Here is a 13,922-nt window from a genome sequence, read left to right on the forward strand (position 1 = left end):
CGAGACGACTGCGCAAGGAGCCATCCATGCGTAGCGTGGTAGGAATCTCCGGCCTAAAGGCCGGGGAGGATGTCAATGCTTGTTTCCCGTACTGCTCAGCCACAGCCTCTGGCCGTTCCTGGAACGCACTACGCGCCCACCAGTAGCAAGCGCACCGTCTTGGCATGTAGCTGGCGCTGCTTTCTGACCGCTATCTTGGAGGTCTGAAACTTGAGCAGCAAGACAATAAACCAAGACAATAAACAATGTCAAGTAATGTCAAAGAAAATGTTAAAGAATAAATGTCAAAGTTGTCCACCCAGAACCTGGCCGCCTTGGCGCTCATCCCGCAAGTCTTGAATGGGCCAACGCAAACAATGACTGCCACTTTCTGGTTTGGTACGGGACTGCCTTCGCCCGATCTGGTAGAGAAGGCAAGATGTGGTGAGTAGCTACTTGCATCCAGGTGGACGCTCGCCTTCTAAAGACTTCAGAGAATCTAGGGTGCGGTTATAAACAAACCGAGCTGTTCCCAACCACTGCTGCAGCGTCTGTCGCTGTTGTGCTGTCGGATACATCTCGTCCCCCAATCTTTTTGCCGGCGCCGGAGATGGAAACTTGCCGGTTGTCTCACCGCCATTTGGAATGGCCAACTGCAAGCCCAAAATCTGGGGGCGCGCAGGGAGGCCGAGACCTCCCTGCTTGTATACTTCTCTTGCGGCTGAGCTGAGCTCGAGGCCAAGCATGATCCCACCGCAAACTGCTATTCCCCAAGGGGCTGAGATCCTCTGCATCGGCACAGAATTGCTTTTGGGAGAGATCACCAATACCAATGCCCAGTACTTGGCAGCCGAGTTGGCGCAACTGGGGATCCCCCACTATTACCAAACGGTGGTGGGGGATAACGAGGCCCGCATTCACCACGCGCTGGAGGTGGCCTGTGGTCGTTCCAGCTTGATTCTGATCACCGGGGGTTTGGGGCCGACGCCGGACGATCTCACCCATGAGGCGCTGGCTTCCTTTTTTGGGGCGGAGATGGTGGAGCACCCCCAAGTGTGGGAAGAGATCCTGCAAAAGTACGGGCAGCGGGGCCTTGTGCCCTCGCCGAGCAATCGCAAGCAGGCTTTTCTGCCCCGGGGAGCGAGGGTGTTGCCCAACCCGCTGGGCAGCGCCTGTGGCCTCATCTGGCAGCCCCGGCCCGACCTGCACATTCTCACCTTCCCTGGGGTGCCGCGGGAGATGCAACACATGTGGCGGGAGACCGCCGTGCCTTATCTGCGCTCCATCGGCTGGGGAAAAGAGGTGTTCTACAGCCGGGTACTGCGCTATTGGGGCATTCCCGAATCGACGCTGGCCGAACGGCTGGGATCCCTGTTGGCGGGGGAAAACCCTACGGTGGCTCCCTACGCCAGCCAGGGGGAGGTACGCCTGCGGGTTACCGGACGTGCTCCCAGTCGTGAAGAGGCCCAAGCCTTGATCGCCCCGGTGGTGGAGCAGATTTTACAGATTTCTGGAGAAGACTACTTCGGCAGCGATGACGCCACCTTGGCCGGTGTGGTGGGGGAGCTGTTGCTGCAACGGGGTCAAACTCTGGCGGTGGCAGAATCCTGCACCGGCGGGCTGCTGGGGCAGTTGGTGACCGGGATCCCGGGCAGCTCCCGCTACTTTGTGGGGGGGATCGTGGCCTACGACAACCGCATCAAGGAGCAGCTTTTACAGGTGAATCCGGAAACCCTGCGACAGCACGGGGCCGTGAGCGAGGCGGTGGCCGCCCAAATGGCGCTGGGGGCCAAGCAAGTCCTGGGCTCCAACTGGGCCTTGAGCATCACCGGCATTGCCGGGCCAGAGGGAGGCACCGCCACCAAGCCAGTCGGTCTTGTGTATCTGGGTTTGGCGGATCCGCAAGGGAAGGTGGAAGTACACGAGTACCGGTTTGGCAGCCTGCGCGGCAGAGAGGGGGTGCGTTGGTGGAGCGCCCAGACGGCTCTGGATCGCTTGCGGCGGCGCTTGCTCTGCTACCCCCTTTAGGGGGGATCCAGTCTCTCGGGGTTGGATCCCTGAGTAAGCTGGGGGAGCAGATGGATCCAACCGATCTCCAGAAGCAGACCCTACCAGGCAAGGAGCAAGCCGATGATCCCCGATGCCGTCCAGGCGGGCAAGGAAGCCCTGCGGCAGGGCCGCCTTCAAGAGGCCATCCAACTTTTTGAAGGCTACCTGGCCCAATCCCGTCAGCAGGACAAAGCATTAGGGATCCCGGCAGACTCATCTGACGGCGAAGCCCTGGAAGCCCAAATGAACCTGGTGCGGGCCTACCACCAGTTGGGCCAGACGGAGAAGGCACGGTCCCTCTGCCTAGAGCTGCTGCAACACCCCAACCCCCAGGCGCAAGGCTGGGCCAAGAAGATCTTGCTTCGCCTGCCCACTGCAACAGAGTCCCTGGCTGCTCCGTCCGCCAAACCTGTCGAACCGCGTTCTGCTCCCCCAGAGGAGCCGTCTCCTGGAGCGGGATCCCTGTCCACCCGTCAACGGGCCGCCCAACTGGGTATGAAGATCCCCCTGCCGGAGCGGGCCGGCCCCCTGCATTGGGCCAAGTGGGGATCCCTGGGGGTGGGCATTGTCTTCCTTTGGTGGCTGAGCTTTGTGTTGGTAGGCAGCCATCTGGATTTTGGCCGGCTGAGTTTTCCGCGGCAGCTTTGGTTTTTGCAGGGGTTGCTGCCCTGGCTGCGCAATGGCCTGCGGTGGTTGGTGGCCGGCAGCCTGGCGGTCAACTTTGGAGTAGGCCTTCTCTTTTTTGCCCCCTGGCTGATGGATCAGCTCCACCAACGGCTGCACAAGTTGCGTTGGGCCAGGCTTGGCGAAATCGAACGCCACAGCCCCGAAACGGCGCGCCTGCTGCAGCGCATCTGTGCCCAAAACCAGCTAAAACAGCCCCGACTGGGGGTGATCCCGGATGCTGGGCCGCTGGCCTTTGTTTACGGCACTTTTTCTGATGGCTGCCGCATTGTGGTCACCCAAGCCCTGTTGCAGCAGCTTTCTGAGGATGAGATTGCCGCCGTCTACGCCCAGGCCCTGGGGCGAATTGTTAATGGAGATATCCTGGTCATGACCCTGCTGGGATCCCCGATTCAACTGGTTTACCTGGCCTTGGAGCAGGTGAGCAAGCTGGGGGAGGGGCGCGGCCAAAGTCGGCGGCGGGATCTGATCGGGCATGTGGCCCCTCTGCTCTACCTCATCTACACGGTGCTTTCCTATCCCCTGTTTTTCCTCTCCCGCCTGGGCACCTACCATGCCGACCATTTTGCCGTACAGGCAACCGGCAACCCGAACGGGCTGATCGCTGCTCTGCTCAAATCGGCTGCCGGCTTACAAGAGGCCCACAAAAACGACCGCCGACCTTCCTCGCTGTTGCACTGCACCCGCCTGTTCAGCTTTTTGGACTTCAAAACCATCGCCGCTGCCAGTGCTGCCGCCCGCCTCCAGGATCCCTCCCAAGCTGGCCAAGTCTTTCTTTGGGATCAAATCAACCCTTGGGCCCGCTGGATGCAGGTCAATTCCAGCCATCCGCTGCCGGGGCACCGCTTCAAGGTCTTGGCGGGATATGGAGAGCGGCTGCGCCTCCTGCCGGAGCTGAGCCTGGGATCCGGGTCCAAATTGGATGTGGCCCGCCTGCAAAGCCGGTTTTGGCTGGATCTGGCCATCTACGCAGCCGAAGTGGTCGGGATCCTCATTGGCTGGCTGGTGGGGCTGATCCTCTACCTGCTGCTGCAAAACCGTCTCGATCCCAAGGTGATCGCGGCAGCAGCGGTGGTGGGCTACGGGGTGGGCTTGTGGGCCAAAGCGGGGTTGATGTACGGGGGATCCCTGCCGGCAAGGCCGACGGATGTGCTCAGCTTGCTGGCGGATCCCGACGCGGATCCCCGCCGCGGACAATGGGTGGAGCTGGAGGGGGAGTTGGTGGGACTGGGCCCCTCCGGCTATCAACTGGGGGCAGAGCTGAAGCTGCAAGAGGCCACAGGGCTGATCCCGGTGCGCTTTACTTCCCCTTTGGGGCCGGTGGGCAATGTCTTTTCCGGCCTGAAGCGGATCCGCGCCCTGGTGGGCCGGCGCGTCAAAGTGGTGGGCTGGTTCCGCCGCGGCAATACTGCTTGGGTGGATCTGGCCTACGTCCAGGTGGGATCCAATAAGCTGCACAGCCGACCGCGCCTTTGGCTGGTTGTGTTCGGCTTGGGAGTCATCCTGCTGGGGATTTGGGGGGCGTTCTATTTCCCCAACTTGGCCTCTTACCTGCGGCGGTGGTGAGCCAGGCTCTCTTCCAGTTGGCTGAGAAAACTAGCGGCGAGAGGGCGTTAACTGTGCCTTGCGCAGGCGCACCGACTGGGGCGTGATCTCCACCAGCTCATCCTCGCCGATGTATTCCAAAGCCCGCTCCAGGTTCATCTCCACCGGCGCTTGCAAGTGCACCAGCTCCTCCCCGCCTGCAGCCCGGTGGTTGGTCAGTTGCTTGGTCTTGCAGACGTTCAGCTCCAAGTCCTGGGGACGGTTGTGCTCGCCCACGATCATGCCCTTGTAAACGCGGGTACCTGGCGTAATAAAGAATACACCTCGATCTTCCGCATTCTTGAGGGCATAGGTAGTGGCCACCCCTTCTTCAAAAGCAATCAGCACCCCGTTGCGGCGCATTTCCATCTCAGAGGTCAGGGGACGGTATTCCAAAAAGCTGTGGCTCATGATCCCCTCGCCGCGGGTGATGCGGATAAACTCCCCCCGAAAGCCGATCAGCCCTCGCGCCGGAATGACAAACTCCAGCTGAGCCCGACCATCGGATCCCACCATCATGTTCTGCATTTCTCCCCGCCGTTGCCCCAGTCGCTCGATACAAGCCCCCACCGTCGCTTCCGGCACATCCAGCACCAAACACTCATAGGGCTCATAGGGCTGGCCGTTGACCTCGCGGAAAATTACCTTCGGTTGCCCCACCTGAAACTCATAGCCTTCCCGCCGCATGGTTTCTAGCAGGATGCCCAGGTGCAGCTCGCCTCGCCCCGACACCAAAAAGCGATCCGGCGAATCGGTTTCTTCCACCCGCAGCGCCACGTTGGTTTCCAGCTCCCGCATCAGGCGCTCCCGCAGTTGCCGCGAAGTTACAAAAGTACCCTCTTGCCCGGCGAAGGGGGAGTCGTTGACGCAGATCATCACCTGCAATGTGGGCTCGTCCACTTTGATGAGCGGCAGAGCCTGGGGATTTTCGGGAGAGGTGAGGGTATGGCCGATGTTGGCCTCGGCAAACCCCGCCACGGCGACAATGTGGCCGGCGGTGGCTTCCGTCAGCTCGATGCGCTGCAGCCCCTGAAAGCCGAACAGCTTGGTTACTTTGCCCTTGGCGATGGATCCATCCTCTTTCACCACTGCCAATGGATCCCCCAGGCGGATGGTGCCGTTGTGGATCTTGCCGATCACAATCCGGCCCAGGTATTCCGAATACTCCAGCGTGGTGACCTGCAGTTGCAGCGGCTTGCCGGGATCCCCAATGGGAGGTGGGACATGCTTGAGAATGGCCTCGAAAAGAGGCTTCATATCCAGGGATCCGCTGTACTTCCCTTCCAGAAAGTCTTTGAGATGGGCTTCTTCCAGGGCAAAGCCGCGCAACCCAGAGGCAAATAGATAGGGGAAGTCGCACTGGTCTTCGTCTGCCCCCAGCTCCAAGAACAAATCCAGCACCTTGTCGACGGCTTTGTAGGGCTCGGCGCGAGGCCGATCAATCTTGTTGACCACCACAATTGGGCGCAGGCCCTTCTCCAAGGCTTTGCGCAGCACAAAGCGGGTTTGCGGCATCGGGCCTTCGTTGGCATCCACGATCAACAAGCAGCCCTCCACCATCCCCAGCACCCGCTCCACCTCGCCCCCGAAATCGGCGTGGCCAGGGGTGTCGACGATGTTGATCAAGGTTTCGCCGTAGCGGACGGCTGTGTTTTTGGCCAAGATGGTAATGCCCCGCTCCCGCTCCAGCGTGTTGGAGTCCATCACACAGGTGGGAATGTCTTCCCCCTCCCGAAAGATGCCCGCCTGGCGTAACAGGGCATCCACAAGGGTAGTTTTGCCGTGGTCGACGTGGGCGATGATGGCAACGTTGCGGATGGGGAGTGACATATTAACCATTGACCAGCAGGATGTCGCCCTACAAGCAGGAGTGCCTTAGGGATTTCTTTACAACTCTAACGCAAAGGAGCGTTACGTTGCTAAACACTCCTGGCTTTGGGCTTAGCCCCAGCACTCCCAAAGGGTTATCCCGACTGCCTCAATATCCAGAGGGATCCCCTACATATCGGCGCCGCGCAGATAGAGCAGCAGGATGACCGCCGGGCCTGCCAAGACAATCAAGGCCAGCAGGGCCAACTGCACAAAAACTTCGTATTGTCCGAACATAATCCCAGATCCTGTGGCTTACGCTTTGTATCCTAAGGGGTGCCCTCCACCCCAGATGGGAGAGCTGTTACAATTCTTCAAGTCATGCGCTCTTCGCCAAGGGATCCCTAGCGCTCCTGCTGGGCTTGAAACACCACCGGATCCAGGTTGAACAGTTCCTGCAAGATCCGCATGGCTGCCCGCCGCGCCTCAATATCCCGTTTGGCCCGCAGTTGCACCATCGGGTCGTGCAGGATCTTGTTGACGATGCCGCGGGTCAAGGCGTCGATCACCTCCAGGTGCTTCTCGGCAAAGTCCTTGCCCAGGCGGGAGAGAGCTTTTTCCATCTCCTGCTCGCGGATGGACTCCACCTTGTGGCGCAGGCTGGAAATGGTGGGCACCGTCTCCAGAGAACGCCACCACTCCATGAATTGATCCACCTCTTCTTCCACCAGGGCTTCGGCAGCCAGAGCCAGCTTTTGCCGTTGGGCGCGGTTTTCTTCCACGATGCGGGAGAGGTGATCCACATTGAACACCTGTACCCCCTTCAGCTTTTCCACATCGGGATCGATGTTGCGGGGCACAGAGATATCCACCAACAACAGCGGCTGATCCGGCTGCAGCACCCCTGCCAGTTGCTGGTAGGTGAGGATCGGCTGGGTGGCGCCGGTGCTGGTGAAGACCAAGTTGGACTCGGCCACACTGTTCAGCAGCGACTCCCAAGGCAGCACCTGGATCGGCTGCTCGAATTGCTTGGCCAGGGCTTCGGCCCGCTCCAGGGAGCGGTTGACCACCGTGATATCGACTGCCCCTTTGGCCAACAGGTGCTGCACCAACAGACGGGCCATTCTCCCCGCCCCCACCACGGTAACTTTGCCCTGAGAGAGGGATCCCTGCTCTTGCAGAGCCAACTCCACCGCTGCCGAGCTGATGGACATGGCGCCGGTGCCGATCTCCGTTTCGGTACGGACGCGCTTGCCGGCGGTAATGGCTGCCTTAAAAAGGCGATTGAGGATGCGATCCATGCCGTTGCAGGCTTGGCCCAGTTGCTGGGCTTTTTTCACCTGCGAGAGGATCTGCCCTTCTCCCAGCACCAAGCTATCTAGCCCGGCAGCCACCCGCATCAGGTGGGTTACCGCATCCTGGTAAAGAAGGGTAAACAGGTGCGGACGCAGTTGGGGCAAGGGGATCCCTTTCAGCTCAGCCAAGAACTGCATCGTCTGCCGGACACCACTCTCCATTTCTGAGGTGACGATGTAGACCTCCAGCCGGTTACAGGTGCTGAGGATCGCAGCCTCCTCAATGTGGGGGTGGGCGCGAAGCTGCTGGATCGTCTCTCCCACCTCCGCCTCCGCGATGCTGAGGCGCTCCCGAATCTCCACAGGAGCTGTGCGATGGCTAAGACCGACAACCGCGATAAACATGCCTCTCCGTCGTCTGTACAGCAACAGCAAAAGTTATTAAAAACAAAAACTCTGAACAAAAGCAAATATTGTTTCAGAAAGAAGGCAAAAGCTGTAACCGATATGGGGGATCCCTTGACTCGGTTCCAGCAAGCTTAGGTAACTTTTCTCAGCCTACCTAAACCCTAAGACCAGTATCGAACCGGTTTTGCCGGATTTTGCTGAAGAGTTATTACGTTTTCACGGGTTGGGGCTTGATAGATTTCGTAACTTTCCCAAAAAGGCAAGGGCGACCTTCACCAGGGGAAAGCCGCCCCGATCTGCGAGGATTTAGATAGGGATCCCTTAGCGCAGCTGCAGTCCGCGGGGCTGCTGGCCATCTTTCATGTGGATGGTATCCACAAAGCGCACCGTGCGGGATTGGCTGGAGATCACCAAGGTCTCGGTGCGGGCCCCGCCCCCAAAGAAACGTACCCCGCGCATCAAGTCGCCATCCGTGATCCCGGTGGCAGCAAAGAGCACTTCCTTGCCACTGGCCAGCTCTTCACACTCCCACACCTTGTCGGGATCCTCAATGCCTTTTTCTTTGAGTTCCCGTCGCGTTTCCTCCACAGGCGGCAGGTAAGTGCCCGCCTGAACTACTTCGGGATCGTAGATCAGCCGACCTTGGAAGTGGGCGCCCAAGCACCGCAGAGCAGCTGCCGAGATCACTCCCTCAGGAGCAGCCCCGATCCCCATCAGGGCATGAATGCCGGTGCCATTGAAGCCTGCCGAGAGAGCCGCCGAGATGTCGCCATCGGTAATCAGCTTCACCCGCGCCCCCGCCTCTCGAATTTGGCGAATCAGATCGAGGTGGCGCTTGCGATCCATGACCACCACCGTCAGATCCGACACCTCCCGATCCAGGCTTTCGGCGATGATCTTGAGATTTTTCTCTGGCGGATAGTCGATGTGCACCTTGCCCTTGGCCTGGGGCGGAGCCGCCAGCTTTTGCATGTAGATGTCCGGGGCGTGGAGAAGGCCGCCTTTCTCGGAGATGGCCAGCACCGCCATAGAGCCGTTTTGGCCTTTGGCCACCAGGTTGGTGCCCTCGCAGGGATCCACAGCGATGTCAATCTCCACCAGCTCTTCCACACGGCAGAACTGCTCAGCATCCGGGCGGGTACAGATGCCCACCTCTTCGCCGATGTAGAGCATTGGGGCCTCATCGCGGGTTCCTTCCCCAATCACAATTCGACCGCGCATGGGGATCTGGTTGAGTTTTTCCCGCATGGCCTCTACAGCCACCTGGTCGGCGGTCTTGTTGTCCCCTTTGCCCATCCAGCGGGCGGCGGCAATGGCAGCCTGCTCCACAACTTCGATGATCTCTAGCCCCAACTTGTTGTCCACGGTGTGCCCCCTTGCTGATCTCAGAATGGTGAAGGCCAACTTAAGGATATCTTCAGACTCTTCCTCTCAGTTTACCAGGGCAGGCTTCTCCTCGAGATCCGATTCTCTCAACCCCTATAAGCTGAGAGAACAAATCCCCCAAAGCTAGACAGAAAGAGCGATCCCCGTCTTGGCGGCTCGCTATTGCCGCTTGGGGATCAGGGATGGTAGCCTATTTTAAGGGCAATAAGTTTTTCTTAACACCATTAAAAAAACGCAATGAAAAGATACGCTTTTGTCAACCGTTCCGGACAGGTTCAGGTGATCCGCACGATCCCCGGCCACTGGGAGCGCACCCTCTTTCCCGGCCAGCAGGCGATTTTTGAGGCGGAGCCGGACGACTATCTGGAAGTCTACAGTTGCTGCTGCTCCACCGCCATCCTGGAAGAGCGCCGCCTCTGTCGCTATCTGGTGGATTCTTCCTCGCCTGAGGTTGACCTCTACCTGTGGTCATCTTCGCAACGGGGAACTCTGGCGGATGCGTTGAATGGTTGACAGGCTCTAGCGGCTGGCTGCCCCATAGGGGCAAGAGGACTGGGTTTGCCCAGGATAACTAGATTGGGGATCGCTTCTCCTGAGGCCGATCCCCGGATTTTTCAGAGGGCGGATGCGGATCTGGAGAAGGGACATCGGGGGGACGGGTCAGGCAACTGCCCCGCGCAGCATTGCGAAAGGTATCGATGCGCTCCACGCAATTTTGATGGCCGCAATAGGGGCAATACAGGCGATCCCCAGGTTGGGGCTCCACATCGGCCTGGCTCCACCACCGCCGACAGCGGTCACAACAAAAGTGATAGAGGAACTCCAGCGCCACTCTCATGGGATCCCTTGCAGAGCTGAGCCGATCAGCATGGAAAAATGGGCATTATCCGGATCCCGGCAGTTGGGATCCGTCGCTATCTATCGAGTTAAGGCAGAGTCATTATGAGTATGGTATGTTAGGTTTGGTTTACATTTGCACTTTACCGCAAGGAGCGTTGATTTATGTCTCAGGAAGGATGCCTGCGAGTGGGGCAGCCCGCTCCCGATTTTTCCGCCACCGCCGTCTATGACATGGAATTCAAGACGGTGAAGCTCTCCGACTACCGGGGTAAGAAGTATGTGGTGCTGTTCTTCTACCCCTTGGACTTCACCTTTGTCTGCCCAACGGAGATCACGGCCTTTAGCGACCGCTATGACGACTTTGCCAAGCTGGATACCGAGATCCTGGGTGTTTCAGTGGATAGCGAATACTCTCACCTGGCCTGGATTCAAACCGACCGCAAGGCTGGAGGGGTGGGTGAGCTGAGGTATCCTCTGGTCTCTGACCTGAAAAAGGAGATCAGCGCTGCCTACAATGTCCTGGATCCGGAAGCGGGTGTGGCGCTGCGCGGCCTGTTCATCATCGACAAAGAAGGGATCATCCAGCACGCCACCATTAACAACCTGGCCTTTGGCCGCAGTGTGGATGAAACCTTGCGCACCCTGCAAGCTATCCAATACGTGCAATCTCACCCAGATGAAGTTTGCCCGGCCAACTGGCAGCCCGGCCAGAAAACCATGCACCCCGACCCAGTGAAATCCAAGGAGTTCTTCGCGGCGATTGCCAAGTAGGTTGGCCCAGATCCTGCCTCAGGGATCCCGGGCTTTTTCGGGTATGGCTCCAGCCCCGGGTGGGCTGGGGCTTTTCTTCGCCAGGGGCAGCCCGACTCTTCCCAAAAGGGACAAGCAACAGCAGAGGGGCTGGGGGTGAGGGCCGTCGGCAACCGCTCCAGAACCAGGTGCCCGCGAACAAATAAAGATCCCCTGAATTGACCAGGGGATCCGACAAGACAAGGGCCGCTGGACTTAGTCCCAGGGTTTCCCGCCGGTGAACTTGTAGGTAATCGGCTCCTTGTTTTTGCCGATGTTGCGATCCACTTTGCCGATGGGCTCGCGGCCTTCGTTGACCTTCTCGGGAAAGACGCCGTCTTTGGGATGCACCAACACAGGCTCCCCCCCCGCGGGAATGCGGAAGATCTGGTAGTCGTTGATCTTGTAGTCGGATCTCAACTGGGCACCCAGCGCCAAACACTGCTCTTTGCGGGCAAAGGTGAGAAAGTTTTTGCCTTCCACCATTTCGGCAGCGCCGCCGGTGGGCATTTCAAACACCTGCCCCGGCTTGCCCGTCCAGGTGATGACGTATTTTTCTTCGGTTTCGGCTGCGCTCAACAGCCCCCCGGTGGATCCCCCAAATAGAGGCAGCTTTGCTCCCTGACGAGGATCGCCTTCCATCACAGCCATAGTCTACCTTTCTCAACTCGTTGTGGTTTGCGGTGGTTTGCCTTGTCCAAACCGCGGTTTGCGGCGCGAAGCACTTTGAATCTACCACTGACTCGATTTTTGGCCCCAGTTCCGCCTGGGAACTGTAATCTTTCGTAGCAGACCGGCTTGCTCTCGGACGGATCCCTGGGCGCCCTGTAGGCCACCATAGAACAAGCCGGAGACCCACAGCTTTCTGGAAAAGGAACAGCGCCCATGGCCCAGTGGTCCCTCCATCCCAGCTCGCAATCCAACGCTAGGGTCATTCTCATTCCCACCGCCTTTGGCCACGATACTCAGGCTCCGATGGCCATTCTCAATGCCGGTTCGGAGCTGTGTGCCTTCGAGCCGAGGTTGGGGATCGATGTGGATAAGCTGGCGGTGGCGCAGTTGCCGGGGCTGGTGGATGAGCCTCCCTACGGCATGTGTGAGGCGGCGGTGACTCAAGCTTGGAGACGACAACAATGGCCGGTGCTGTTGCCTTCGGTCTTGGCCGCCAGTTGGGGGGCCATTCGTGCCCTCTGGAAGCACTACCCAACTCTGAGTGTGGTGCATTGCAGCGCTCATGCCAACCTGATGCCGCCCCCAGAGATGACCCAGCCGGATCAAGATACAAGCTATGGCAGTGCTGCCTGGGTGGAGTTGCTCTATCAGCACAAGCTGCCGGTGATCCATGTGGGATTGCGCAGCGGCAGTGCGCGGGCCTACGCATGGCTGAAAGCCCACCACAGCCCAATATTCTGGGCCCAAGATGGCTGGGATCCCCAGCAGGTGGTGGCCTCTTTGCCGGATCAACCGGTGTTTTTGGTGGTGGACTGCAGTGTGCTGGATCCTTCCTTGGCGCCCGCGGTGCATCACCCAGAGCCAGGGGGGGTGAGTTGGCCGCAACTGTTGCAGACCTGTGAGGCCATCTTTGCTGCTCGTCCTGTGGTTGGCCTTTCGCTGGGAGGGGTGGCGGTGGGATCCGCAACACGGCAAACTGCTCGCGTGGTGGCCCGCCTGCTCAATTGGTTGCTGGCCTGCTATGCCCTCCACTCCCTGAAGGTGACCGCTCAACCGCAACCTGTCCAGACTGTTTAAGCTGCTCAGGTCTGAACATTCATTTGGGATGGTCGAATGAACCTCTATCGCCGAATAATCTTCCCGCGGCTGTTGGATTTAGCTCTCTCGGGGGAAGGGATGGAGCGCTATCGGCGGCAGCTTCTGGCTCATGTGCAGGGATCCGTTCTGGAGATTGGTTTTGGCACCGGCCTCAACCTATCCTGCTACCCAGAGCACATTCGAAAGATCACAGGGGTAGATCCCAATCCCGGCATGGGATCCCTGGCTCGTCGGCGCATTGCATCTTCTCCCATCGCCGTTGATTGGCAGGTGGCGGATGCCCAGAAACTGCCTTTTCCAAGCCAGAGTTTTGATAGCGTGGTCAGCACCTGGACATTGTGCAGCATTCCCAATGTGGCCAAGGCTTTAGGGGAAATCCGGCGGGTGTTGCGAGCGGGGGGCAAGCTGTTTTTTCTCGAACACGGCCTCAGTGAGGATCCCCAGGTGCAAAGATGGCAAAATTGTCTTAACCCTATACAAAAGGTAATCGCAGATGGCTGCAACCTAAACCGAGATATGGCTCGGTTGATCCAGGGAGCGGGGTTTCGGTTTGAGCAACTGGAGCGGTTTTATATGCCTGACCAGCCCAAGTTTATCGGCTACACCTATCAAGGCATAGCACTCCCTGACCCGGAAGGAAGCTGCGGATCCCAGGGGGCTTGAGCAGCCACCAATTTTCCAACAGCTCTCTACCTGTTCGCCTTTCTAATCACACAGTCTAATCACACAGTTGCAGACGGGATTGCGGCTGCCGCATGGCCGGGTCGATCTCGTAGGTCAGCTCAAAGTTGATCACCCGCCAGCGCTGAGGGGATCCACCCCTATCCTCTGGGATTTGGGAGCTGAAGCTGACGGGCAAGCCATAGAGGCGAGGTGGGCCAGGACGACGGTGGGATCCCTGCTCCAGATAAGGGGTGAGCAGCTGGCGGTAGCGCTCGGCCACGATCACCTGAGTGGCTCGCATTCCTTGCATGCGCAGCCGATCCAATTCTTCATGAATCTCAAAACGGATCCCATCGGCGTGGGTGTGCTGACGAAACCAGCGACCTTCCCAAAAGCGCCAGCGCCGTCCGGATTGCAGGTGTACCAGCTCCTCTTGTTCAGCATCCGCCTCAAATGCACCATGGCGAGGGCAGAGGTAGGTATCGGTCAGGGTGAGGGCCGCAATCGTTTGCCGACAGTGGGGGCACTGAATGCTGGGGCCGAAGATCGGGTAGGAAAAGGCAACAGTCATAGGAAACCCCACAAAACGCGGCTGGATATCTGGGCAAATCCGCAGTTGTCCACATTATAGATGTTGGCTTTTGGGGATCCCCATGACAAAACCGG

The 13,922-nt window shown here is 59.0% G+C and carries 14 protein-coding genes; 6 read left to right on the forward strand and 8 right to left on the reverse strand.

Annotation, left to right across the window (positions count from 1 at the left end; translation table 11 throughout):
• Positions 1-431: 431 nt before the first annotated feature.
• Positions 432-773 (reverse strand): helix-turn-helix domain-containing protein, encoded by a 342-nt coding sequence (locus NW829_RS05845; protein WP_414412677.1) that lies wholly within the window; start codon positions 771-773, stop codon positions 432-434.
• Between NW829_RS05845 and NW829_RS05850 the strand changes: the two genes are divergently transcribed.
• Both NW829_RS05850 and NW829_RS05855 read left to right on the forward strand, forming a co-directional pair.
• Positions 724-2,007: a competence/damage-inducible protein A gene (locus NW829_RS05850; protein WP_414331859.1), complete on the forward strand. Its 1,284-nt coding sequence runs from the start codon at positions 724-726 to the stop codon at positions 2,005-2,007. The two genes, NW829_RS05845 and NW829_RS05850, sit on opposite strands and share 50 nt — an antisense overlap.
• A 102-nt stretch (positions 2,008-2,109) precedes the next feature.
• Positions 2,110-4,278 (forward strand): M48 family metalloprotease, encoded by a 2,169-nt coding sequence (locus NW829_RS05855; RefSeq protein WP_414331861.1) that lies wholly within the window; start codon positions 2,110-2,112, stop codon positions 4,276-4,278.
• Between the two features lie 30 nt (positions 4,279-4,308).
• On the opposite strand, the gene typA is transcribed toward NW829_RS05855, so the two are convergent.
• The 4 genes from typA to glpX all read right to left on the reverse strand — a co-directional run bounded on the left by typA (position 4,309) and on the right by glpX (position 9,173).
• A complete protein-coding gene (gene typA, locus NW829_RS05860; RefSeq protein ID WP_414416645.1) occupies positions 4,309-6,126 on the reverse strand; it encodes a translational GTPase TypA in 1,818 nt (605 codons plus the stop codon).
• A 168-nt stretch (positions 6,127-6,294) separates the two neighbouring features.
• Positions 6,295-6,402 carry a photosystem II reaction center protein Ycf12/Psb30 gene (gene psb30 / locus NW829_RS05865; protein ID WP_011433833.1) on the reverse strand — a complete coding sequence of 36 codons (108 nt, stop codon included), beginning with the start codon at positions 6,400-6,402 and terminating at the stop codon, positions 6,295-6,297.
• Between the two features lie 107 nt (positions 6,403-6,509).
• Entirely contained in the window at positions 6,510-7,805 is a 1,296-nt protein-coding gene (locus NW829_RS05870) for a glutamyl-tRNA reductase (protein WP_414373848.1), read from the reverse strand.
• A 324-nt stretch (positions 7,806-8,129) separates the two neighbouring features.
• Positions 8,130-9,173: a class II fructose-bisphosphatase gene (glpX, locus tag NW829_RS05875; RefSeq protein ID WP_414342167.1), complete on the reverse strand. Its 1,044-nt coding sequence runs from the start codon at positions 9,171-9,173 to the stop codon at positions 8,130-8,132.
• 258 nt (positions 9,174-9,431) lie between these two features.
• Here glpX and NW829_RS05880 point away from each other — a divergent pair, with 258 nt between their 5' ends.
• On the forward strand, positions 9,432-9,707 hold the full coding sequence (locus tag NW829_RS05880; RefSeq protein WP_011433830.1) for a DUF1830 domain-containing protein: 276 nt from the start codon (positions 9,432-9,434) through the stop codon (positions 9,705-9,707).
• A 58-nt stretch (positions 9,708-9,765) separates the two neighbouring features.
• Here NW829_RS05880 and NW829_RS05885 read toward each other — a convergent pair whose 3' ends face one another.
• The gene (locus NW829_RS05885) at positions 9,766-10,032 is read right to left on the reverse strand and encodes a hypothetical protein (protein ID WP_414413082.1); all 267 of its coding nucleotides are present in this window, start codon (positions 10,030-10,032) and stop codon (positions 9,766-9,768) included.
• A 164-nt stretch (positions 10,033-10,196) separates the two neighbouring features.
• Between NW829_RS05885 and NW829_RS05890 the strand changes: the two genes are divergently transcribed.
• On the forward strand, positions 10,197-10,805 hold the full coding sequence (locus tag NW829_RS05890) for a peroxiredoxin (RefSeq protein ID WP_011433828.1): 609 nt from the start codon (positions 10,197-10,199) through the stop codon (positions 10,803-10,805).
• 234 nt (positions 10,806-11,039) lie between these two features.
• On the opposite strand, the gene NW829_RS05895 is transcribed toward NW829_RS05890, so the two are convergent.
• Positions 11,040-11,474 carry a photosystem I reaction center subunit II PsaD gene (locus tag NW829_RS05895; RefSeq protein ID WP_414342164.1) on the reverse strand — a complete coding sequence of 145 codons (435 nt, stop codon included), beginning with the start codon at positions 11,472-11,474 and terminating at the stop codon, positions 11,040-11,042.
• Positions 11,475-11,708: 234 nt separating this feature from the next.
• Here NW829_RS05895 and NW829_RS05900 point away from each other — a divergent pair, with 234 nt between their 5' ends.
• The gene (locus NW829_RS05900; RefSeq protein ID WP_414406603.1) at positions 11,709-12,572 is read left to right on the forward strand and encodes an arginase family protein; all 864 of its coding nucleotides are present in this window, start codon (positions 11,709-11,711) and stop codon (positions 12,570-12,572) included.
• Between the two features lie 36 nt (positions 12,573-12,608).
• Positions 12,609-13,256 (forward strand): class I SAM-dependent methyltransferase, encoded by a 648-nt coding sequence (locus tag NW829_RS05905; protein WP_414416646.1) that lies wholly within the window; start codon positions 12,609-12,611, stop codon positions 13,254-13,256.
• A 55-nt stretch (positions 13,257-13,311) separates the two neighbouring features.
• Here NW829_RS05905 and NW829_RS05910 read toward each other — a convergent pair whose 3' ends face one another.
• Positions 13,312-13,827, reverse strand: a complete 516-nt coding sequence (locus NW829_RS05910; protein ID WP_011433824.1) for a TIGR02652 family protein — start codon at positions 13,825-13,827, stop codon at positions 13,312-13,314.
• Positions 13,828-13,922: the final 95 nt, after the last annotated feature.

Origin of the sequence: Synechococcus sp. R55.8 (assembly GCF_047461895.1) — a bacterium.
Lineage (GTDB): Bacteria > Cyanobacteriota > Cyanobacteriia > Thermostichales > Thermostichaceae > Thermostichus.